General features: G+C 57.4%; 17 protein-coding genes and 1 tRNA gene. 13 read left to right on the top strand and 5 right to left on the bottom strand.

Annotation, left to right across the window (positions count from 1 at the left end; genetic code table 11):
* Positions 1-82 precede the first annotated feature (82 nt).
* The 12 genes from PPRO_RS05595 to PPRO_RS05540 all read left to right on the top strand — a co-directional run bounded on the left by PPRO_RS05595 (position 83) and on the right by PPRO_RS05540 (position 17,441).
* A complete protein-coding gene (locus tag PPRO_RS05595; RefSeq protein ID WP_011735066.1) occupies positions 83-1,087 on the top strand; it encodes an ABC transporter substrate-binding protein in 1,005 nt (334 codons plus the stop codon).
* 66 nt (positions 1,088-1,153) lie between these two features.
* Positions 1,154-4,096: an ATP-binding protein gene (locus PPRO_RS19370; protein WP_049759650.1), complete on the top strand. Its 2,943-nt coding sequence runs from the start codon at positions 1,154-1,156 to the stop codon at positions 4,094-4,096.
* 109 nt (positions 4,097-4,205) lie between these two features.
* On the top strand, positions 4,206-7,157 hold the full coding sequence (locus PPRO_RS19365; RefSeq protein WP_011735064.1) for a PAS domain S-box protein: 2,952 nt from the start codon (positions 4,206-4,208) through the stop codon (positions 7,155-7,157).
* 34 nt (positions 7,158-7,191) lie between these two features.
* Positions 7,192-7,653 (top strand): PaaI family thioesterase, encoded by a 462-nt coding sequence (locus tag PPRO_RS05580; RefSeq protein ID WP_011735063.1) that lies wholly within the window; start codon positions 7,192-7,194, stop codon positions 7,651-7,653.
* Between the two features lie 268 nt (positions 7,654-7,921).
* Positions 7,922-9,004, top strand: coding sequence for an SPFH domain-containing protein (locus PPRO_RS05575; protein ID WP_011735062.1), 1,083 nt, complete (start codon positions 7,922-7,924; stop codon positions 9,002-9,004).
* 198 nt (positions 9,005-9,202) lie between these two features.
* On the top strand, positions 9,203-10,399 hold the full coding sequence (locus tag PPRO_RS05570; protein WP_011735061.1) for a M24 family metallopeptidase: 1,197 nt from the start codon (positions 9,203-9,205) through the stop codon (positions 10,397-10,399).
* A gap of 170 nt (positions 10,400-10,569) precedes the next feature.
* Entirely contained in the window at positions 10,570-11,895 is a 1,326-nt protein-coding gene (locus PPRO_RS05565) for a citrate (Si)-synthase (RefSeq protein ID WP_011735060.1), read from the top strand.
* A 163-nt stretch (positions 11,896-12,058) separates the two neighbouring features.
* The gene (locus PPRO_RS05560; protein WP_011735059.1) at positions 12,059-12,439 is read left to right on the top strand and encodes a desulfoferrodoxin; all 381 of its coding nucleotides are present in this window, start codon (positions 12,059-12,061) and stop codon (positions 12,437-12,439) included.
* Positions 12,440-12,605: 166 nt separating this feature from the next.
* Positions 12,606-12,682 (top strand) — tRNA-Arg (locus tag PPRO_RS05555).
* Positions 12,683-13,525: 843 nt separating this feature from the next.
* On the top strand, positions 13,526-13,951 hold the full coding sequence (locus PPRO_RS05550) for a hypothetical protein (protein WP_041532161.1): 426 nt from the start codon (positions 13,526-13,528) through the stop codon (positions 13,949-13,951).
* 245 nt (positions 13,952-14,196) lie between these two features.
* Positions 14,197-15,618, top strand: a complete 1,422-nt coding sequence (locus PPRO_RS05545; RefSeq protein ID WP_198138330.1) for an esterase/lipase family protein — start codon at positions 14,197-14,199, stop codon at positions 15,616-15,618.
* On the top strand, positions 15,615-17,441 hold the full coding sequence (locus tag PPRO_RS05540) for an AAA family ATPase (protein ID WP_011735055.1): 1,827 nt from the start codon (positions 15,615-15,617) through the stop codon (positions 17,439-17,441). Before PPRO_RS05545 ends, PPRO_RS05540 begins: the two co-directional genes overlap by 4 nt.
* Before the next feature lie 139 nt (positions 17,442-17,580).
* Here the strand turns inward: PPRO_RS05540 and PPRO_RS05535 are convergent, their stop codons facing one another.
* A complete protein-coding gene (locus tag PPRO_RS05535; protein WP_011733975.1) occupies positions 17,581-18,939 on the bottom strand; it encodes an IS1182 family transposase in 1,359 nt (452 codons plus the stop codon).
* Positions 18,940-19,209: 270 nt separating this feature from the next.
* On the opposite strand from PPRO_RS05535, the gene PPRO_RS05530 reads away from it, so the two are divergent.
* On the top strand, positions 19,210-20,283 hold the full coding sequence (locus tag PPRO_RS05530; protein WP_232286695.1) for a tetratricopeptide repeat protein: 1,074 nt from the start codon (positions 19,210-19,212) through the stop codon (positions 20,281-20,283).
* A gap of 370 nt (positions 20,284-20,653) precedes the next feature.
* Here PPRO_RS05530 and PPRO_RS19360 read toward each other — a convergent pair whose 3' ends face one another.
* The 4 genes from PPRO_RS19360 to PPRO_RS05510 form a co-directional block, all read right to left on the bottom strand.
* Positions 20,654-21,757, bottom strand: coding sequence for a tyrosine-type recombinase/integrase (locus PPRO_RS19360; RefSeq protein WP_011735053.1), 1,104 nt, complete (start codon positions 21,755-21,757; stop codon positions 20,654-20,656).
* Positions 21,758-21,926: 169 nt separating this feature from the next.
* The gene (locus tag PPRO_RS05520; protein ID WP_011735052.1) at positions 21,927-22,481 is read right to left on the bottom strand and encodes a recombinase family protein; all 555 of its coding nucleotides are present in this window, start codon (positions 22,479-22,481) and stop codon (positions 21,927-21,929) included.
* A gap of 417 nt (positions 22,482-22,898) precedes the next feature.
* The gene (locus PPRO_RS05515) at positions 22,899-23,234 is read right to left on the bottom strand and encodes a hypothetical protein (RefSeq protein ID WP_011735051.1); all 336 of its coding nucleotides are present in this window, start codon (positions 23,232-23,234) and stop codon (positions 22,899-22,901) included.
* Positions 23,235-23,244: 10 nt separating this feature from the next.
* On the bottom strand, positions 23,245-23,427 hold the full coding sequence (locus tag PPRO_RS05510) for a hypothetical protein (RefSeq protein ID WP_011735050.1): 183 nt from the start codon (positions 23,425-23,427) through the stop codon (positions 23,245-23,247).
* Positions 23,428-23,547: the final 120 nt, after the last annotated feature.

Raw genomic sequence — 23,547 nt, 5'->3', positions numbered from 1 at the left:
ACTTCGTATTTTATTTTTCCCCGATGAAGCTGATATGTTTTCATGATGCTTTGCGCAACTCTCCCCATGGAGGACCGGGTTTATGTTCCACAGGAGTCCTGCAGCCATCCTGGCCGTGCTGGTCATGGCCGCCATCTGCCTGCTTCCCGCGAGGGGAGAAGCGACCCCCTACAGGGTGCTGGTGGTCATGAGCTACCATGAAAGCATGCCCTGGGAACGGGAGATCCGCGAGGGAATAGAGTCGCAACTGGCCCGGACGGCAACCCTGCGCTACGTCTACATGAATACGAAGAACGACTTTAGCGGAGGGCCGGAACAGGCACGGCAGGCTTTGCGGGTCTACCACGAATTCCGTCCCCACGGCGTGATCGCCGCCGACGACGACGCCGTGGCGATGTTCGTGGCCCCCTACCTGAAGAACCGGGTCACAACGCCGGTCATGTTCTGCGGGGTCAACGACGAGCCAACAGCCTACGGCTTTCCGGCAGCCAACGTGTCCGGCATCCTGGAACGGGCCCATTTCAGGGAATCCATAGCCTTTCTGCACCAGCTCAGGCCGTCGCTTACCCGCATGGCCTTCCTGACCATAGACAACCCCACCGGAAGGGCCTACACCCGGCAGATCCGCCAGGAGGCGGCATCGTATCCGGCCACGGTCAGCGCCATAAAGCTGGCGAAGACGCTAAACCAGGCGCTTGCCATTTCCCGGGAACTGAGGAGCACGAGCGACGCGCTCTTCGTCATTGCCATGGAAGGCCTGCCGGACGCATCGGGCAGACCGCTGGCCGAAAAGGAGATCTTCCGGGCGGTGTCGCGCTGCTACGGAAAACCGGTCATCGGCATGAACGAGTTCAACATTCGCACGGGCCTGCTCTGCGCGGTGGCTAAAAACGGCCAGGAGCAGGGCGCCACGGCCGCCAGGATGCTGCTCAGGGCCATGGAGGGTACGCCCGTTTCCCGCATCCCCATCACCCGCAACAGAAACGGCAAGCGCTTGCTGAATGTCAGAGCCATGAAGTCCTTCGGCATCAAACCCCGCCCGGTCTTTCTGGTGGGCACGCAGATGGTGGAAACCGAACATGAGTGACAACTGCCTCCCCGCCCGACACGCCGGCCAACCGTCACCCGCACATTCTTCCGGGCGGACGCGATCATGAAACAGCCCTCCGGCATATTCCATCCCGGCATACTGCAAAAACTGCTGCTCATGCATCTGCTGGTGTTTATCGTCTTCGCCATGACCATACTGGCGGTGTTTCTCTCCTTTCGCGACATCGAATCCTTCTCCCGGACAATCATCGATACCGACGTCAAGCAGGTGGTAACCAACGCCCAACTGGGGAGGAGCCTGAACGGAGTGTTCGTCGACACCGACCTTCTGGTCAGCACCTTCCTGAACAGGGGCGAGGGGTTCAGCACAGAGGCTGCACGGATTTCGTCGCAGGTCAGCGCCCTTGAGGATCGGCACGCCACCCCGCAGCTCAGGGAGGCCCTGAAAAAATACACCGACAGCCAGCGCCTGCTCTTCCAGCAGTGCGCCACGGTGCATGGCTACTCCCGCGCCCTGGACAGGCTCGAGCAGAATCTTGACGCTGAAATTTCGTCACTGGAGGGGACCCTCTCCCAGCAACTGATCACCCTTGCCAGCCAGGGGCGGGACGCATCCATCCTGGAACAGCTCAGCATCATCATTCCCGGTTATCGGGAAACCTTGCTGCAGATCGCCATCCAGCATACCCGGCTGCGCCTGCGGCATCCCGGAACCCCCCAGTCCGAATACGGCAATCAGATACTGGCGCTTCTTGACGACCTTCACCTGCGCCTGCGCACCCTGACGGCTTCCGAACCAGCCATCAAAGCTTTCGGGCTTAAGTTGATGCGCAACGTGGACACCTACAGGGCAACGACGCGACAGTTCCTGCAGGCCATGGATGAGTTGCGCACGCGCCTGGACAGGACCAATGACGACAAGGGGCAGCTCCTTTCCGCCATGAAGTCCGCCGACCAGAGCATTTCCCAGACTGCCGGCAACATGGGCAGGGACATCTCGACGGTCATGGGTTCCACCAGGGGCTTTATTCTGGCTGTCGCCGGCGGGCTGTTCGTCTCCCTCGGCCTTTTCACCATCGCCTTCAGTCTCAGAAACATCCGCCGTCCCATGCGGCTGATTCTGCAGGGGATCGAGTCCATCAGAAACGGCGATCTGGAGACCCGCATCCAGCTGAACCGCCACGACGAGTGGAACGACATCGAGTCGGCCCTCAACCGCATGGCCGAGGAACGTCGGAAAGGCGAAGAGGCGCTCAGGGAGAGCGAGCAGCGGTTGTCGGCCACGATTCAGGGATCGCCGATCCCGACCTTCGTGATCGACAGGGAGCAGAAGATCATCCACTGGAACCGGGCACTGGAACAGCTCAGCAACATCCGGGCCGACGAGGTGATCGGTTCGGATCTGGCCTGGAAGGCCTTTTACGATAAAGAGCGGCCGACCCTGGCAAACCTGCTGGTCAGGGAGGAGACCTCTTCCCTATCGTCCTGGTATCGCGGCAAGTTCAGCAAGTCCCGGCTGGTGGATGAGGCCTACGAGGCGACCGACTTCTTCCCCAAATGGGGCGAGGAGGGGAAGTGGCATTCGCTGTTCACCAACCTCCCCGGAGGGAGCTTCACGGTCAACCACGACTACATCATCGAGGAGGTCAACGATGTGCTCTGCGACGTGACCGGCTACACGCGGGAGGAGCTCATCGGTCAGCCCTGCGGCATCATCTGCCCCAAGGGGCCGCACCATTGCCCCATCTTCGACCTGGGCAAGGAGAGCATCGACAACAGCGAGACCACGGTGAAGGCGAAAGACAGCAACCTTGTGCCGATCATCAAGAGCGCCCGGAGAATCACCGTCGGAAGCAGGGAGGTGATCGTCGAAAACTTTCAGGACATCACCGAACAAAAGCTTCTGGAGGCCCAACTGGGGCATGCCCAGAAGATGGAGGCTGTCGGCCAGTTGGCAGGCGGCGTTGCCCACGACTTCAACAACATCCTGACCGCCATCATCGGCTACGGCAACCTGCTGCAGATGAAGGTCGGCGGGGACGAAACCCTGGAGAAGTACGTCAACCAGATACTCTACTCCGCCGAACGGGCAGCCACCCTCACCAACAGCCTGCTGGCATTCAGCAGGAAGCATATCATCCACGTACGGGAGGTCAGCCTGAACGAGATCATCGCCAGGGCTGAAAAGCTCCTCTCACGGCTGGTGCCCGAAGACATCGAACTGCGCGTCTTAGTCGGCCCCGACTGTTCCATCCTCGCCGACTCCACCCAGATGGAGCAGGTATTGATGAACCTGGTCACCAATGCCCGGGACTCCATGCCCGACGGCGGCCGGCTCACCATCAGCACCGAGCCGGCCTTCCTGGACAGGGAGTTCGTGCACCGCCAGGGCTACGGCGAACCGGGCAGCTTCGTCAAGGTGACGTTTTCGGACAACGGCGTCGGCATGGATGAGGGAATCAGGGAGCGGATATTCGAGCCGTTTTTCACCACAAAGGAAACGGGCAAGGGCACCGGCCTGGGACTTGCCATCGTCTACGGGATCGTCAAACAGCACGAAGGGTACATCGATGTATCGAGCCAGCCGGGCAGGGGTACAACCTTCACCATATACCTGCCGTTGATTACGGCAACCGACCAACCAGCCCACAGTCCGGACAGCAGGACATTGCCGCGGGGTACGGAAACCCTCCTCCTGGCTGAGGATGAGCCACTGGTACGAGTCATCACCAAGACCATCCTGGAAGAGTTCGGCTATACGGTGATCGAGGCTGAGGATGGCGTCGATGCGGTTGACAGATTCCAGGAGCACCGGGAGCGGATCCAGCTGATCATCCTGGATGTGATCATGCCAAAAAAGAACGGCAGACAGGCCTATGACGCCATCAGGCTGATCCGCCCGGAGGTGAAGGCGCTGTTCATGAGCGGTTACGCCGACGACATCCTGAGCAGCAAGGGGATCAGGGACGAAGAGCTGCATTTCGTTCCCAAACCCCTGGACCAGAGCATCCTCCTGCACAAGGTACGCGAGATTCTGGACGCATGATCGCTCCCGTATCTGCCAGGCTCCTTCACGTATTCAATGGTAAGATATTCTCTCACAAAGCTCTACCGCACCTGCTGGTACAACCTCGCCGCAGAGGATCAAGGCTCACATGATGAAAAACACAACCAGATTCATGCTCTTCAATGTCCTGCTGGTCGCGCTGGCCCTTGCCACCGCCGCGGCCATGTTTCTCGCCGAGATTTACCAGGAGTCGAGGCAATCGGCGATCAATGACCAGGAACAGCACCTGCAGACCTTCTGGGAGCTTCTCAGGAGCAAGGGAGAGGATATACGCATCGTTGGCGGCAAGCTCATGGCGGGCACCTATGTGGTGAACAATAACTACGAGCTCCCGGACAAGATGAATCAGATTTTCGGCTGCACCGCCACCGTCTTCATGGGCGACACCCGGGTCTCCACCAATGTGCTCAGGCCCGACTCCAGCCGTGCCACCAACACACGACTGCAGGGCGCCCCCTATGATGCCATATTCAGGGAGGGAAAACCGTACCGCGGCGAGGCACTGATCCTGGGCCAGACCTACCTCACCGCCTATGACCCAATCAGGAACGCCCGAGGCGAGGTCATCGGCGCCCTCTACGTGGGGATCAAGGAGAGCACTTTTTTTAAAACCTATGAGCAGTTGCGCTACAAGGTGATCGCGGTAACCACCCTGCTCATGTGCATCTTTTCGCTGCTGGCTGCTCTGCTGGTCAGGTTCCGCAGGCAGGCGGTGGAGGTTCTGAAAGAGAGCGAGCGCAAGTACCGCCAGCTCTTCGAGGTGCAGTCCGACGCCATCCTGATGATCGACGGCGAGACCTGCGACATTCTGGAGGCAAACGCCTCGGCCATCCAGCTGTACGGATTCGGCAGGGAAGAATTCCTGAAGAGGAAGAGTTTCGAACTCAGCGCGGATTCCCCCCAAACCTGTATGCCGCTGCAGGAGCTAAAACGCCACACCCCTTTGAGTCTGCAGCGCAAGAAAGACGGCACGGTCTTCCCGGTGGAGATTTTCACCAGCAGGTATACCTGGAAACAGAAGGCGATGCAGATCGCCGTTATCAGGGACATCACCGAGCGCACACAGGCCGAAGAGGCATTGCAGGAAAACCGGGAGCGGTTGCAGCTCCAGTTCGACCACATGCCCATCGCCTGCATCGCCTGGGGAACGGATTACAGCATCCAGAGCTGGAACCCTGCGGCTGAGAAGGTCTTCGGTTACACGGCCCAGGAGGCCATCGGAAAATCGGCCAACGACCTGATCGTTCCGCCGGAGATCCAGGACGAGGTCAATGCCGTATGGCAGCGGCTCCTGGAGAATGACGAGACCGTGCACTGCACGCACCAGAACATGACTAAGGGTCGCCAGAAGATTTTCTGCAAATGGACCAAGACGCCGCTCAGGGACATCCGCGGAAACATCATCGGTTTCATCTCCATGGCAGAGGACATAACTCAGCTGAGAAACACCGACCAGGCCTTGCGCGAGACCGTGCGGGAGTACCAGGACCTGGCACTGAAACTGGATGAGAAGCAGAACTTCCTGGCAACCCTGATGGACTCCATCCCGGACCTGATCTTCTACAAGGATTCGGAGCGAAGGTATCTGGGCTGCAACAAGGCGTTCGAGTCATTTGCCGGGCGAACGGAAGAGGAACTGGTCGGCTGCACCGACTTCGATCTGTTTGGCCACGATGTTGGGGCATTTTTCCGCGAGAGGGACCTTCAGGTAATGGCCCAGAACCTGGCCCGTCAGAACGAGGAGTGGGTCGACTATCCCGACGGCAGACACATCCTGCTGGATACGCTCAAGACCCCCTTCCACGACCATCAGGGTAGGAGTCTCGGCCTGATCGGCATCAGCCGTGACATCACCGAGCGGCACAGGGCGGATACGGAGCGCAAAAACCTGGAAGGCCAGCTCTACCAGTCACAGAAGATGGAGGCCATCGGACAGCTGGCCGGCGGTGTCGCCCACGACTTCAACAACATCCTGACCGTCATCATCGGCTATGCGGAAATTTTGCTCCTGAGCATGGAGCGGGAGCACGCGCTCAGGTACCATGTGGAACAGGTGCTTACCGCCGCCGGACGGGCGGCGGAACTGACCGCCGGACTGCTGGCCTTCAGCAGAAAACAGCTCCTGCACATGAAGCAGCTGGACCTGGGGGAAGTGGCCCGGGGGCTGAGGAAGATGCTGCGCCGGCTGATTCCCGAGGACATCGACTTCAAGACGATCATCGTCGAGAAGGAGCTGACGATCCTGGCCGACAAGGGGCAGATAGAGCAGGTGATCATGAACCTGGTCACCAATGCCAAGGACGCCATGCCCAAGGGGGGCTCCCTGACTCTGGAGATCGCACCCGCAACCATGGACGAACAGTTCCTGCAGCAGCACGGCTTCGGAGAGCCGGGGGGGTACGCCTGCATCACCATTGCGGACACCGGGCACGGCATGGATGAGGAGACGCGCAAGAGACTCTTCGAACCGTTCTTCACCACCAAGGAGGCGGGCAAGGGAACCGGCCTCGGCACGGCCATCATCTACGGGATCGTCAAGCAGCACAACGGCTTCATTTCCGTGGATTCCGAACCGGGCAGAGGATCCACCTTCAGCATCTACCTGCCGCTGATTGCCGCTACAGAGCAGGATGCGGAAGAGCTGCAGGAGAACGGGCCTCCCCCCGGCGGGACGGAAACCATCCTGCTGGCCGAGGACGACATCACTGTGCGGGAGCTGCACAGTATGATACTGGAGGAGGCCGGGTACCACGTGATCAGATCGTCGGACGGCCAGGAGGCGCTGGACAAGTTCATGGAGCACCAGTCCGAGGTGGCCATGCTCGTTTCCGACGTGATCATGCCCAAGATCGACGGCAAACGGCTCTACGAGGAGATCAGGAAGATCCGCCCCGACATGAAGGTCCTCCTGATCAGCGGCTACACCAGTGACATTTTTGTGGAGAGGGGCATCATGGAAGACGAATACGGCTTCATGGCCAAACCGGTAGTGCCTTCGGAGCTGCTCAGGCAGGTGAGGAGTATCCTGGATAATAACTGAAACAACATCACACATAAAGAGAGAGGAAACGCACATGCCATCAAGATTAGACCAGGTCCGCGCCCAGATGGAGAGCAAACAGCCGCTCATGCCCATCACCGCCCTGCTCGGCATGAGCCTCAGGTCGGCGGAACAGGGGCAGGCGGTGATCGAGTACGAGGCAGCCGAGAGGCACGCCAACGCCATGGGCACACTCCACGGGGGGGTGCTCTGCACCATGGCCGACACTGCCATGGGGGTGGCCTTCTATACCGCCCTGGAGGAGAATGAGTCCCTGACCACCCTGGAGCTGAAGATCAACTACCTGAAGCCGGTCTGGAAGGGAAAACTCATTGCCAGTGCCAGGGTCGTCAAGCGGGGAAAAACGGTCGGGCTCATGGAGTGCGACATAACAGACGAAGAGGGACAGTTGGTCGCCCGCGCCAGCAGCACATTCATGGCAATCACGGGAGAGCAGGCCGTCAACCGCATTGTTCCCCATCACCACCCCAGCTGACCCTCCTTCGGTATGCGATCAAGGAGACGGGAAAGGGCGCCTGCAGGCGCCTTTTCTCGTGAGAGCTTGTGTCCCCTGATACCGGTCCCGTCCGCTCGTACGTAGGCACTCCCCACCTGCCGGCTATCAGGATCAGCGCTTCCAGCACGCCCACGGGGCATACGGTTTTGCAACTTGACTTTACGCCGTAGGCCTTGCTATAAAATAACCCTTAATATCAACAATTTAACACACAGCACCAACCACACACCCGGAAGGAGACCGACAGATGGGAGTCATGGACAAGCTCAAGGGAGAATTGATCGACATTATCCAGTGGCTGGACGACACCCACGACACCCTGGTGTACCGTTTCGTACGCTACGACAACGAGATCAAGTACGGAGCCAGGCTGGTGGTGCGCGAAGGGCAGATGGCGGTGCTGATCAGCGAGGGAAAACTGGCCGATGTGTTCCAGCCGGGCACCTACCGCCTGGAAACCCGCAACATGCCACTACTGGCCACCCTGAAGGGATGGAAATACGGCTTTTCCAGCCCCTTCAAGACCGAGGTCTACTTCTGCAGCACGCGCCAGTTCACCAACCTGAAATGGGGCACCCCCGGACCGGTGACCATGCGCGACCCCGAACTGGGCGCGGTACGGGTCACTGCCTACGGCCTCTATGCCATCAAACTGAAAGATCCGGCCCTGTTCATCAGGGAAATCGTCGGCACCAGCGGCGTCTTTTCGACCGCCTCCATCGAGGATAACCTGCGGGGCAAGATCGCCAGCCACATCAAGGAGGCACTGCCCCAGGCGGGCATTGCGGTGATCGACCTGGAGGGAAAGGTCGTGCTGCTGGGCGAGACGCTCAGGGACAGGATCGCCCCGGCCATGCAGGCCTTCGGGCTGGAGCTTATCGAGGTGCAGGTGCAGGACATCGGGCTCCCGGCCGAGGTGGAGCAGGCCATCGACAAGGCCGGCGCCATGCGCGTCATCGGCAACATGCAGGAATATACCAGTTATGAGACAGCCAGCGCCATCCGTGACGCGGCCAACAATCCGGGCGGTCTGGCCGCGGCCGGCGTTGCCGCCGGCATCGGCTTCGGCATGGCCGGACAGATGGGAACAGCAGTGGGCGCGCTCCAGGGCGGAGCAACCGCCCCGCCTCCCCTGCCCCGCTTCTTCGTCGCCGTCAACAACCAGCAGACCGGGCCGTTCGACCGGGCAGACCTTCTCCGCATGTCCCAGGCCGGCGAACTAACCCGGGAGAGCCTGGTCTGGAAACAGGGGATGGAGGGATGGACAAAGGCGGGACAGCTCCAGGAGCTTGCCGACCTGTTCGCACTCCTGCCGCCCCCCCTGCCGTAAGAGCAGGCCCCAGCGGCAAAAACCGCAACCGCAACCGCACGCACGACAGCAGTCAGACAGAAAACAGCACGTGCCTCAAGACCGGCTGGCGGGTGCGGGTCGTCGCTCCATCTCCGCATAACCGCGGGGAGCGGTTTTGAACAGTGGCACACCGACGTGCGTCGCAGGCGACCACGATGAAAAGGAGCAAAAAATAACATGCGACTGACACCCGCCAGCGAGCTTGCGCAACGCTGCAAGAAACTTCAGCAGTACATGACCCAGGAAGGCCTGGACGCCGTCATCATCGCCCAGAATGCCGACCTATTCTACTTTAGCGGCACCATCCAGAGCGGCAACCTGTACATCCCCGCCCAGGGCGAACCGCTGTACATGGTACGCAAGGACCATGGCCGCGCCCGCAGGGAATCGGCGCTCCAGGAGATCATCCCCTTCGGCTCCATGAGGGACATTCCCGCCCGACTGGCCGAGTACGGCTACCCCACACCCGGCCGGATCGGCCTGGAGCTGGACGTGCTGCCGGTGAACTTCTACGAACGATTCCGCAAGACATTCCCCGGTGCGGCTTTCACGGACGCCACCCCGCTGATCCGGCGCGTGCGCATGATCAAGTCCCCCTACGAACTGGAGATCATGAGAGCAGCGGCCAACCAGCAGGACGCCATCTTCCAGCGCGCCAAAGAGGTCATCCGCGAGGGGATCAGCGAACTGGAACTGGCTGCCGAGTTGGAGTGCTGCGCACGGAAACTGGGGCACCAGGGACTGATCCGCATGCGTGGCTTTAACTCGGAACTGTTCTATGCCCACATCTTCTCCGGCCCGGACAGCGCGATCCCGGCCTACGCCGACACGCCACTGGGAGGGCCGGGGCTGAACCCCTCCTTCGGACAGGGACCGGGACACAAAGCGATCTCACGGGATGAGGCGATCATCGTGGATTTCGGCGCCTGCGCTGACGGCTATTTAAGCGACCAGACCCGCGTCTTCGCCATCAATTCCCTGCCGGCCAGGCTGCGCAAGGGGTATGACGACATGCGCAAGGTCCAGGAACGGATGATGGCCATCGCCACCCCCGGCGTCCCCTGGGGAGCGGTCTATGGCGAATGCCTGAGCCTGGCCATCGAGATGGGCTATGCCGACAGCTTTATGGGCGCTGCCGGATCCCAGGTCTCCTTTATCGGTCACGGCGTGGGAATTGAAATCGACGAGTACCCCTTCATCGCCCGAGGATTCGACGACATGGCAATGGAGAACGGGATGGTCTTTGCATTCGAGCCCAAGGTCGTCTTCCCCGGCCAGGGGGCCGTTGGCATCGAGAACACCTTCCATCTGGATCAGGGAGTGGTTAAACAGCTGACCTGCTCCAGCGAGGAGCCGGTCATCCTGGCCGGCTGACCGACTCACCCGCGTCCGCGCCGCGACCGCCGGCCGATGCCGACCGGTAGTTTGTCTGGTATACTTTCCCCGTCTTCAGGAAGCAGGGGCGTGCCAGCAACAACCAGTCGCGCATCCCCCCATGACCATGACGCCACTGCCCTCCCTCAGGCACGAAGGAGATTCACCGGATGTCACTGAAAGAAACCCTCAGACGGAAGATCGAGGAATTCCGGCCACGCACCCAGAGATTGCTCAGGGAGTTCGGCAAGGTAAAAATCGACGAAGTAACCATCGAGCAGTGCATCGGCGGCGGCCGTGACATCCCCTCCCTGGTGACCGACATCTCCTACCTGGACCCCTATGACGGAATCCGCTTCCGAGGCAAGAGCATCAACGAGACCTTCGAGGCCCTGCCCAAGCCACCGGGTGCCCTGTATCCCACGGTGGAGGCGTTCTGGTACTTCCTGCTCACCGGCGACGTGCCCAGCGATGACCATGTGGAAGAGGTCCTGCACGAGTTCAGGGCCCGCGCCAATGTCCCCTACTACGTCTACGACATCATCCGCGCCCTGCCGGTAGGAACGCACCCCATGGTCATGCTCTCCAGCGCCGTGCTCTCCATGCAGCGGGACTCGAAATTCGCCCGCTTCTACAATTCGGGCACGTTCAACAAGAGAGATGCCTGGGCGTACATGTACGAGGACGCCAGCGACCTGGTGGCCCGCCTGCCCGAGATCGCCGCATTCATCTACCGCTACCGCTACCGGAACTGCGACATCATCACCTCCAACCCGGAACTGGACCTGGGGGCCAACTTTGCCCACATGATGGGCATTGCCCCCCCCTACGACGACCTCTCCCGGATGTACTTCATCATCCACTCCGACCACGAGTCGGGCAACGTATCCGCCCATACAACCCACCTGGTGGCCTCGGCCCTTTCGGACGCCTTCTACGCCTACTCCGCCGGCCTGAACGGGTTGGCAGGCCCCCTGCACGGCCTGGCAAACCAGGAGGTTCTGCGCTGGATCATGGCCTTCGAGAAGAAGCTGGGCGGCGCCGCGCCCACCAAGGAGAACGTCACCAGGGCTCTCTGGGACACCCTCGACGCCGGACAGATCATTCCCGGCTACGGCCACGCCGTCCTGCGCAAGACCGACCCGCGTTTCCTGGCCCAGCGGGATTTCTGTCTGAGAATCCCCGAACTTAAGGAGGATCCGCTGGTCAAGCTGGTGGCCATGCTGTTCGAGACCGCACCCGCCGTTCTGGCCGAGCACGGCAAGATACGCAACCCCTGGCCGAACGTGGATGCCCACTCCGGGGCGATCCAGTCCCACTACGGCGTCAAGGAATGGGACTTCTACACCGTGCTCTTCGGCGTGGGCCGTTCCATCGGCTGCATGGCCAACATCACCTGGGACCGAGCCCTGGGCTATGCCATTGAACGCCCCAAATCGGTTACCACCAGCATGCTGGAGAAATGGGCCGCGAACGGCGGCAGACAGAAGCACTGATTTACGGCAGGATAGGCTATCAATCCGTTTTATAAAATTATCGCTTGCATAACACCAATCATACGATATAAATAGGATATTATTTATCCTATTTGTGCCATTGGACCAATACAGCGGCACAGAGGACACAACACCACACCAGATCACAAAGGAGAAACCACCCATGGCGAAATTACTGGAAGTCTACAAATGCGAACTGTGCGGAAATATCGTTGAGGTCGTTCACGCCGGTGACGGCGAACTGGTCTGCTGCGGCCAGGCGATGAAGCTTCTGACGGAGAATACCGTCGACGCAGCCAAGGAGAAGCATGTCCCGGTGATCGAGGTCTGCGAGGGGTGCGTCAAGGTCAGCGTCGGCAGCGTTAGCCACCCCATGGAAGAGAAGCACTACATCGAGTGGATCGAACTGGTGGCCGACGGCAAGGCCTACCGCCAGTTCCTCAAGCCGGGCGAAGCGCCCACGGCGACCTTCGACGTCACTGCCCAGCAAATCACTGCCCGCGAGTACTGCAACCTCCACGGCCTCTGGTCCAGCAAGGCCTAGCCGGCTCAGCCCCCTCCCCGCCGGGCCAATGACGTCAAAAACAAGCGTTCCGGCAACATACTGATGGACAGGAGGGTGGTTTTATGGGTATAGTATGCGTTCGTTCGCCGGGGGGAGATACTTCTCAGGTATCCACGAGCAGTCGCCTCCCGGGGGAACGTCACCTGCGCTCGTAGCTCAGCTGGATAGAGCAACGGCCTTCTAAGCCGTAGGTCATAGGTTCGAGTCCTATCGGGCGCACCAGAAAATCAGGGGGTTACGTGATACACGTAACCCTTTTTCTGTCATGTGTCATGTAAAGTGTCATGTGGCGCATTCCCTTGGGCAATCCCGGCCTTGGCCAGCATCTTTTTACAGCACCCCACACCACCGTCATGGAATTTCAGCCGGTATTTTTCCCTATTTTTTCGAAAAAAATAAAATAAAATAACATACTGAAATAGCTATACAATTTCACCGATATTCGTTTTTTTTATTTTTTATATACCCCCCAATATGGCGGCCAGTTTGTCACTTCCCCCCTTTTTCAAAAAAAACTCATAACATCGAAAACTTACGGGAGTGCAAAGTGGATTATGAATATTTTCACATCCTCACCGCTCCAGGAGTTTGTCACCTGTCATGCCGCCACATGACACTTTTTCGACAGATAGATGTGGCTCCTTGTTCGTCCCGTGAAGTGTTCCGGAACACGGCATCACCGCCACGATCCCCGCGATGGCCACCACGATAACAGCACTCCCGGTTTACCCATCCCTGTTCCATCGAGACCTCCAGAACGATGACCGCCCATTTGCCAGGCAATCCGATGAAACCGCCCATGACCACGGCTAAAATTGATTCAGTCCCCAGGATGATACAGGTGTTGTCCACAGGTGATGTGTATTTCCGCGTTTCAAACGCGACTTTGTGAGACCGCTACCCATATGTGAGTGGGGTCAGCAGCTCGGCTGAATTCCAAGCAGCGTTGTAATTTCAGTATATTACAGCTCAAAGATGATAATGCTCCGCCAGAATACCGCGCCATCACTAGTGGGCAACCGCCAAATCCGACGCTTGCCTGTCTCAAGGGGCTGGATTTCAACTGTGACCCTTGCCGCCGATCTCGCGCGGGAGGACTCCGAAAAAATGCGGCATGCTGAATTTCCAGTTGGCATTGCCATCACGAAACAAACCGCCGGGCGAAGCAGGGGCGTCCCTGGACGTTTTCACGGTCGCACACTTGATAATCTGTTGAAAGATGCTGCCTTCTCTGCTCGCCTCAATTTTGAGGAGCGCTTTAAAAACAATGCGTTAGAGAGCAAAACAAGAAAACCGGCGAGACACGCCGAAAACGACGTCGGCCTCATGCGTCACCGCATGAGGCCGACGTCACTTCTCCAGGCTGCAGTGGCGCGACTTCGTCACGCGGTAACACTCAGGTACTCATCAAGCTCTGGAGAGCCTGACGGCAGTGTCGCTAGAATCGTTTCATCTGCCGCCAGTATCAAACGCTTCAGTATCTTGCGTTGACTCAGCATGTTGTAACAAGAAGACGGAAATGATCTGAGCGTAAGCCGGCTTTTTAGGCTTTGTCCTGACAAAAGCGTTTGACAAATTCCTTCTCGCTACATATTTTAAGAAGGTTTTAAAGTTTGGTTATGGCCTGTTGCTTTTATTGAATCTTGAAAATCCCCGTCCTTTGGGCGGGGATTCGGCCGCCGTTTAATGAGTTGATTGTTTCCAAATCAGCTACGTCCCACCGGAACCGCCACCTCATGAAGGGACAGATAATGGGAAGCCAAACAGTTGTCAGGGATGTCGTCGTTGTGCTGCCAGGGATTATGGGGAGCACCCTTTCGAAAAACGGCAAACTTGTCTGGGCGCCATCCGCAGGGGCTGTTCTCGATGCGATCGCGACCTTTGGCCGCAGCATCAGGGAAATGACACTCCCGAATGGAATCGGTGATCATCATCCGAATGACGGTGTCGAGCCGGTAGGGCTCATGCCGGACCTCCATCTTCTGCCGGGACTCTGGAGTGCCCACATCGGCTACGGGAAACTTCTGAACTGGCTCCGCGCAAGGTTCCATTTCATCGAGCCAACAGCAGGCAAGCCTGACCTTATTCCCAATCTACTACCCATCGCATATGACTGGAGACTCTCAAATCGTTATAACGGTCGTCGGTTGAAAAGTATTGTCGAACCTGCCCTGGAACGATGGCGGGCACAGGGAGGACCGTTTGCCGACGCCAAGCTGATCTTCATCTGTCATTCCATGGGTGGCCTCGTTGCACGCTGGTACATCGAGAAGGAAGGGGGGGCAGGCATTACACGCAAACTGGTAACGCTTGGCACACCCTATCGGGGCGCACTGAATGCACTTGACCAACTGGTGAATGGCGTCAAGAAAGGTATCGGCCCTTTTGCTCTCAATCTCACTTCCTTTGCCCGCAGTCTTCCTTCCGTTCATCAACTTCTTCCCGAGTATGCCTGCATCGAATCGCCCTCAGGCCTTCTGAAAACAACCGAAACGACCATACCCGAGCTTGAGACGGCAATGATAAACGATGCCATGCTTTTTCATGATGAAGTGGATCAAGCAGTTGCAACTCGGACGGCCGATGCATACGATATTCATCCCATTGTGGGAACCCGACAGACAACCTGGACAACCGCCCGCGTCTTCGGCAAGTCGTTACAGCCGATGGAGACAATCGGTGATGAAGAAGAGGGGGGGGATGCCACGGTTCCCCGCCTCTCAGCGATTCCCAAGGGGACCCGTCCCGACAGCAACATCATCTGCTTCATCGCTGACCAGCATGGGGCACTCCAGAGTAACCAGGCCGTACTCGACCAGATCGAGGCAATTCTTACCGCAAAGCCGACAGTGTACAGGGCCACGACACGGCTTGAACTTGGTGTAAAAACCGAGCCTGTTGTCCTTGTGGGTGAGAGGATAACGGTCGAGGCGAGAGTTGTTGGGGGCAAGAGGGTAACGCTTCAGGCCAAAGTAATGAATGAGCGGGGCAAAACTGTTTCAACCAACGTATTTCGGCTGTTGGAGGATCTGCACACAGTCGAGGTGGAAACGCTTCCACCCGGTGCATACCGGATCATGGTTGAGGGTGTTGGTTCCATGAAAACATCTGTTGCACCGGTAGCATGCACAGTGCTTGTCTGGGGAGGAAGTCAATGATGATGGATCAGGAAAACGCAGAAAATCCCAAGGCGCTGTTTGTCGGCATCGGAGTCGGTACCTACGACCATTTCAACCCATTACCGAAGGCAATTTCTGAGGTGAATGACCTTGCCGGGATACTGGAAAACCGCGGCTACAATGTAAAGGTTATTGTTGACCCCGACACTCCCAAGGGGATTAGTGAACTTAAAACCGCACTTCCCAAAGAGCACTTCGGTCGTGGCGGGTCTCTCGTTGTTCTCTGGTCAGGCCATGGAGAGACGACGCCGGAAGGAGCACTGCATCTGGTTCCAACCGATGCTGAACCCGGTGATGCGCCGCAGCTAACCTCCGATTACCTGGCAGGCCTTGCTGCACGTACCGGTGCAAACCAGATTATGCTGGTCCTCGATACCTGCTTTTCGGGTAGCGGCATAATTGCTGCCGGCACAGTGGTTGATAAGGTGCAACGTGAGCTACCGCCGGGGAATCCGCATGTGTGGGTGGGTGTCGTGGCATCGGCCCTGGATTATGAACGATCCAAGGATGGCGTGTTTGGCGCCAGGCTCCTCAAACTCCTTAAACATGGCCCCGACAACCCCCACGATCCTGATCTCTGTTTTCGCTGGAGTTCAAAAAACAAAGGAGTAATCGGAACAGACCTGCTCTTTACTCTGCGCAAGGAATGGGACATTCAGGGGCAATGTCCCAAAACGACGGAAACCAGTACTGCCAATTGCCAGATGCAGTTTCCAAACCCGCTTCACAACCCGGATGCGCCAGACCGTGTAGTGGAACACCTCCTCCTGGCTGCCCGTGGCGTGGCCCCCAACGAAGAAGGGTTTTTCTTTACCGGTCGAACTGCCCAAATTAATCAAATCGTGAGTTGGATGCAGGCCGGCAAACCCGGCATATTCGTAGTGACTGGTCCCGCCGGCAGCGGTAAGTCGGCCATTGTCGGCCGTGTCGTAAGCCTTTCCAACCCGGAGGAACGTCAGTATATTCTCTCGCCTACAGGGCTTGAACATGCGGACCCCGGCGAAGGTTCGGTACATGCCCATGTTCATGCCAGGGGAGTGACCGTGGAGCAGTTATGTCAGCTCGTCGATGATCAGCTTGTCCGCAGAAATCTTTTACCGGAAAATCCGGGGGGATCCCGCAACAAATGGGAGTTGCTGGGTGCAATTGAGCGCTGCCCATGCCGGCTGATGATTGTTGTCGACGGGCTCGATGAGGGCGGTCCCGAAGCCATAAAAATTGCCCAGGAGTTTTTGCGCCTCCTGTCACAGAAATGTCTTGTGCTAGTGAGCAGCCGTGAAGTAGCGCACGAGGAGGAGCTTTCCCTTCTCCAGTCGCTGGGGCCATGCGAGACCATCGATCTGGGAACGGATATGGTACAGGCAGAGACGAAAACAGCGGTCCATGATTATGTAAAGAAACGTTTGGCTGATTGCTCCGGGAAGATGGATGCAACAAAAATTGGAGATGCGATCATCCGGATCTCCGAACAGCAAGGAGAAGGCACCTTTCTGCTGGCGCGGGTAATAACCACACAACTCCGGAATAATCCAGTGGATACATCTCGTATCAACTGGGAAGGCAATTTGGACAAAAGTATCGAGGACGCCTTTGATCGCGAACTGACCGCGATCCCCTCTCTGCTGCGTGATGGAATCGAGTTGCCTCATGCAGCGCGGGAGTTGCTGACTGCCCTGGCTTGGGGGTATGGAGCCGGCCTAACCGATGATGTCTGGCCGATCGTGGCAACGGCACTTTCTTCCACTGGGGCAACATACCTGAGGGAAGATGTTTTCTGGCTCCTAGGAGTCTGTCGGGCTTGACCTCAGGGGCGCCCTCTTTTGTGGCCAAGCCGATTAAAAAAGTTCCGTATGTGTTCGTCTTCCCACCGGCAACCTGGTTAATTCAGCCCTTTCAGCGATGACTGCGGTTATTACAGGCTGATTTTCGCTATTTCTCATTCTATCCGGCCAAGACATGCAGCCGTTTGATGTTGTAGGCCATGCAGACGAGGTTCCATTCGCCTTTTACTGCTTCAAAGCCACGAAGAAGAAAGCTTCTGAATCCCATGACCGCCTTGATGATGCCGAAGACCGGTTCCGAGGTGACTTTTCGCTGGGCGTAGATCGCCTTGCCGGAAGGTGTCTTCAGGCGATGCTTCATTCTGGCCACGGAATCGGCATCTTCGGGTAACGGCGGCGGTTCGGCAAAGCGCTCCATCAGTGGCACGTTGTGACTCTGCCGGTCTACGGCAATGTAGGGAGTTATCCCGTTCTCCTCACAGGCAGTTACATTGGTTTCGCTGAAGTAGCCACTGTCAGCTACCAGATCGGTTGCCTTGCCAAGCTTCTCAGGCAGCGCCGCCAGGTTCTCCAGGGTCGGTGTCAGCTCCTGTTTGTCATTGGGATTCTGGGTAACATGGGCCGAAACGATGAGCTTTGATGCTGTATCCACACCGGCCTGGGCGTTGTAAGTCTGCTCGAATCCGCCACCGGAGGTCGGCATGATCCGCGACTCTTCATCGGTCAGATTGACCTGATCTTTGGCAGTGGGGCCGGATTTGGGCGGTTTCGGCTCTTTCCCCTTGGCCTTCTTGCCCGTTGCCTGCTCCTTCTTGGCCCGTTCGGCGACTTTCTTCTCATAAGCGGCCTGTTCACGAGCATGGCGCTCAGCGGCTCGTTTTTCGATCTCGACCTTGGCTGCGGCAATGGCGGAAAGACGCTTTTCCCGACGTTCCAGTTCTTCGGGGATGTTCATGCCGTCCGGAATATCGGCACGGTCCGCTGCCTCGGCCTTTTTGAGCAGTTCGCCAACCTCAGCCTTGATCTGCTCTTCAAGCTTGCAGGCATGCTCATAGCTCAGCGCCTTGTGCTTGGAGGCGTTCGCCTTGATTTTGCTGCCATCCAAACTAACGTTGCCCAGTTTCAGCACCTCCATCTGATGAGCGATCAGCAGAATCTGGGCAAACAGCTTGTTCAGTTGCGGCAGAAAACGCCGGCGGAAGGTGGCAATGGTATCGTGGTCAGGATGACTGTTTGCCGCTATGAACCGGAATGCCACGGAGTCGTAGGTGCTGCGCTCAAGCTTCCGGCTGGAGAATACGCCTGTCGCATAACCGTAAAACAACAATGCTACCAGCATCTCAGGGTTATAGGGCTGCGAGCCTCGGCCGGCATAGGTAGCTTTCAAAGAGCGCAGGTCGAGCTGTTCGACAATTTCGACCACAAACCGGGCCAAGTGCTTTTCTGGTAGCCAATCCTGCAGCGATGGCGGGAGCAGATAGGGTGTTTCCCGGTCAACTTCAATAAACTTTGATTTCATAGTCAACCCCGATACCTAACCAGTTGATATTACCGGACAAATATACGGGATACACCAAGAAAACGCAAGCTAAAGCTGACGACTTATTCAATAAATACAGCAGGTTAACCAATTGAAAACGCCCTGGAGATGACGGCTGAATGCGTTAAGCCCGACAGACTCCTAGGGCAGGCAGGTTGCTATGTGGTTGAGGGGGGGGATGGTGGTCGGGCTGCCTATCGGCTTGTCCATCAACGGCTTGTAGAACATCTGCATCCGAAGCCAAACAAAATGGCTGAGCGGAGGGTTGAGGAGGAGGTCGCATCCAGGATTGCCCTCGCGCTAATCGAATACTATATCGGACTTCTGGGAGGTGGGTGTTCTCCGCACGATCACCGTTACCTCTGGAATTATGTATGGCAACACTGTTCCGTAGCTGGCGAGAGAGGGATTACGGCTCTCCGCAAACTCGTCAAATTTAAACCAGATGCGTTCCTGCCCGACCTGGCCGGTGCCCTCAACAACCTGGGTATCCGCTACAGCGAAGTTGGAAGGCGCCAGGAAGCGGTGGCGCCGATGGAAGAAGCGGTGAATACCTACCGTGAACTCGTGGAGACGAACCCCGCGTTCCTGCCCGACCTGGCCATGGCCCTCACCAACCTGGGTATCCGCTACAGCCAAGTTGGAAGGCGCCAGGAAGCGGTGGCGCCGGCGGAAGAAGCGGTGAATACCTACCGTGAACTCGTGGAGACGAACCCCGCGTTCCTGCCCGACCTGGCCGGTGCCCTCAACAACCTGGGTATCCTCTACAGCGAAGTTGGAATGAACGATGAAATTGATGGGCATTGGGATACTGTTCTGCGCTCGCTTGAGCAACCAAGGGCAAAAGCTTTTCTGTTGATACGCCGCGCAGAGACGCGTACCGCCGGTAGCCCAACTGTCATTGACGATCTGCTGAATGCTCAGGCGATGTTAGTAGATGATGACAGAGATCTTATTGCTGATTTCCATACTATATGCCGCACACTGCGTGGTTTTTCCCCGACAACCTTCGATGCTGCCTGGCTGGACAAGTCGGGATGTATGCCACCGGCATGGCTTCTTCTCGACAACGACCGTATCGAGTTGATGGTGCAATGGCTGAAATCTGAAACGTGGGAGATAGGGAAACGATTTCTCGCTGAACATAGGGACGGACTTCTTGCTGGAGAGGCCGAAACAGCCCTGGATGAAATTGCCCTCTATCTAGATGACCCATCCGTACTTGAACCGTATTACTCACTTCTGCGGCAGGTACGTGACATAGGCATCGAAGAGGCATACCAAGCCATTCTTAGCTCAACGGAGGATCTTATGGGAGACTAGGAGTATGGCGGACTGAGTCTGCGGATTGTGTTATACTCGCTCCGCCTTGTAAGTCAGATTGTGCAGGAGCTTTGCTAAATGTCCGTATAGTTTGTTGTGGTTGATCGGGAGAATTGTATCTGCTCGCTACCAGCGGCATAGGACTGATTACCCGAAGGTCCGTTACAGTGAAGGCTCCTCTTCCCAGTTTCCTGTTTTGTCAGAATTGAGGACCTAACGCGGACTCAAACCAAGCCAATTGTCTGAAAAGGTGTGTTTTTGTATTAGCTGGACTTTAGGATTTCGTGATCTTTGCAATAAACAGCACGCCCCTGAAATAAAGATTGACACAGGGGCAAGGACGTGTGTCGCGCCCTGCTCCCATAATGGTTCAGACTGCTGGAAACAGCTGCTGTTCGATTGTCGGGCCGTCTTTCCACGTCAACCTTTCAACGGCCTTCTTCAGGTGGTCGGGTGCAAGGTGGGAGTACCGCAAGGTCATGGTCAGGCTCTTGTGGCCCAGGAGCCGGGAGACGGTGGTAAGGTCCACCCCGTTCATCACCAGGTGGCTCGCAAACGTGTGGCGAAGATCGTGGAAATGGAAATTCATAATCGCGGCCCTGCGACAGGCGGTGGCGAAGGAACGCTTCACGTCCTGATATCTGGTGCCGGTGTCGGGATTCGTGAACACATAGGGCGAGTCGATGCGGCGCACCACCCCCTTGAACATGTCAGCGAGCGCGGCGTTGATGGGGATGTCGCGCGATTCGCCGTTTTTGCTGTCCGCTATCCTGATGAAGCCGTGCTTCAGGTCAACGTGGTCCCATGTGAGAGAAAGAATCTCCCCACGTCTACAGCCGGTATTGAGCGCGAACACGACGATTTCCCGCAATCCCCTGGAGCAAGAATCCACAAGCGCGGTCATCTCGGCCACGGCAAGAAACCGCAGCCGCCTGTTGTTCTCCTTCGTCAGCCGGACTTTTCGCACGGTCTTCAAAGTTGAATCCGGAATCAACCCCCACTGTTCCGCCTTGGTAAACATGTTCTTCAGGGCGGTCAACTCGCGGTTGACGGTAGCTGGTGAAACGGCTCCCGACGACACACCCCCCTCTTTTTTCGGCTGCTTCGCCTCGGTACACCTGGCCGACTGATACCGCTCCAGTTCTTCGAGCGTGATGTCGATCAACCGCATTTCGCCAAACGTCCGTTGCAGTCTCCTAACACGACCAGCCTTGCTCTTGTAGTCCCGTTGCGCCTTGCAGTACTCCAGGTACTTCTCCGCCAGCTGGTCGAACGTCGTGGTGTATTTCTTCCGGTTGAATGTGACGGGAGTAATCCCCTCGGCAACTTCTTTTTTCCGGCAGGCAAGCAGATAATCGGCGTCGGCCTTCAGTTTGCTACGCGTGCTCTCCCACTGCTGCTTTCCGTCCACCCCCATGTAGGTGATCCAGAACGTCTTACCGCGCCTGTAGATTCCAGGGCTCGACTTTGCCATACAGTCCCCCCTCCTGTTCATATTCCGCGCCCAGCCCTGACCATAGCCCCCTGTTCACCAACTACCGCATCGATGTTCTAGCGAAGGAATCCGGCCATGAAACCAGGACAGCCTGCACCAGGCCGTTGTGGATCGGCTCCAGTAGGTCTGGCGCTGGCTGTCTCATCTTTCAACTTCTGAGGTACTGGTAAACCGTCTCCCGGCTGATTCCCATGTCGCGGGCTATCGCGGCCTTCTTGTCACCATTGGCCACCCGCCGCTTGATCTCGGCAATTCGCTCATCCGACATTTCCCGTTTGCGGCCCTTGTAGGCTCCTGCCTGCTTGGCGATGGCGATACCTTCACGTTGACGCTCCCTGATAAGCGCCCGCTCGAACTCGGCGAAAGCCCCCATGACGGATAGTAGCAGGGTTGACATGGGCGAGTCATCACCAGAGAAGGTAAGATTCTCTTTGACGAACTCGACGGTGACACCGCGCCCGGTAAGATCGGATACCAGTTTTCTCAGGTCATCCAGGTTGCGGGCGAGACGATCAAGCGAATGGACAACGATTCGATCCCCTTCCCGCACGAAGCGCACCATCTCGGCGAGTGCCGGTCTGCTCACGTCTTTTCCTGATGCCTTATCGGTGAAAACTCGGTCCAGTTCGATGCCGTCAAGCTGCCTGTCGCAGTTTTGGTCAATACTGGACACCCTCACATAGCCTATTCTCTGACCGCTCATATCAGCCCCCCGTTGTGTTTCAATTGTGTCAGGTTTAAGTCTATTACCCTTCACAATAAGTGTCAAGCAAATAGAGTACACCACCCATATCTGACGCGAATTATGTCAGGCAAAATTCAACAGGCTGGGGTATACCCTATCCTTACACTACCGAGATTTTCAGACGGTGACCACTGGCCAGAGTGCCGAAGAGGTGCTTCAGACAGCTCCGCAACCTAAGCATTCCTTAGCAACTTATTAGTAAATGTTAGCAAATGCAGACAAATGTCTGCAATTTCAAAGTCTTATACCAAAGCGCAACCATTTGTTACCATTTCAGGAGGTGTGGCGTCCAAGAGAAAAATACATTTCATGGTTCCGTGGGAAAAGAGGGGCGGCGGGGAGAGCATCAGCCGGAGGCACAAGTGACAGACTACATCATGGAGTGCTCTGCAAGGCGGACAGAGCATTTTCGAGTTCAGACACGGCATAGAGCATATTCCCTGTATCAAAAGCAGTCTGGGCGGCATTCAGGTGGGTCTTATGCCTCGCCCATACGACGGGTGATTTCGGGGAAGACTGGTACACACGATCAGCCGACACGACGAACTCCCGCCAGGCATCCATGACCGCATTCAGGTTCAGGGCAATACCGGCGCTGACCAGACGACCAGCCTTGTCCGGTGAAAGGTCGAGGACCGTTCCGGCTGCTACGGTCCTCGATCCACCGGCGGTGGTCCTGGCCGAGAACTCTTTCAGGAATCGTACTTTCACCGCCAGTCACTCATGGCTTGATGTAGGCGTTCAGGCCGACGATCACCGGCTTGCCGTCCACCATGGCCCCCGTGGTAACGTTCCCTCGCGTGCTGGCCACCACAAGGGTCTTGCCGGATGTGGATGGTGTGGGCGGCTCCAGATCGATCTCTACGCACAACTTGTTCCCCTCAATTCGAGCTTCTACCAACATGTCGTATCTCCTTTTCGTGTGATGATTCCGGCGTCTCTCGCCGGTCGCGTGGTGTCAGTCGTGGCCTTGCGGCACATTCGTTCAGGCGCGGCGCTGCTTCGCTCCGGCACCGTTCATCAA

Origin of the sequence: Pelobacter propionicus DSM 2379 (assembly GCF_000015045.1) — a bacterium.
Lineage (GTDB): Bacteria > Desulfobacterota > Desulfuromonadia > Geobacterales > Pseudopelobacteraceae > Pseudopelobacter > Pseudopelobacter propionicus.
Note: the sequence above shows the minus strand (reverse complement) of the source record. Positions and strands in the feature narration are given on the sequence as shown.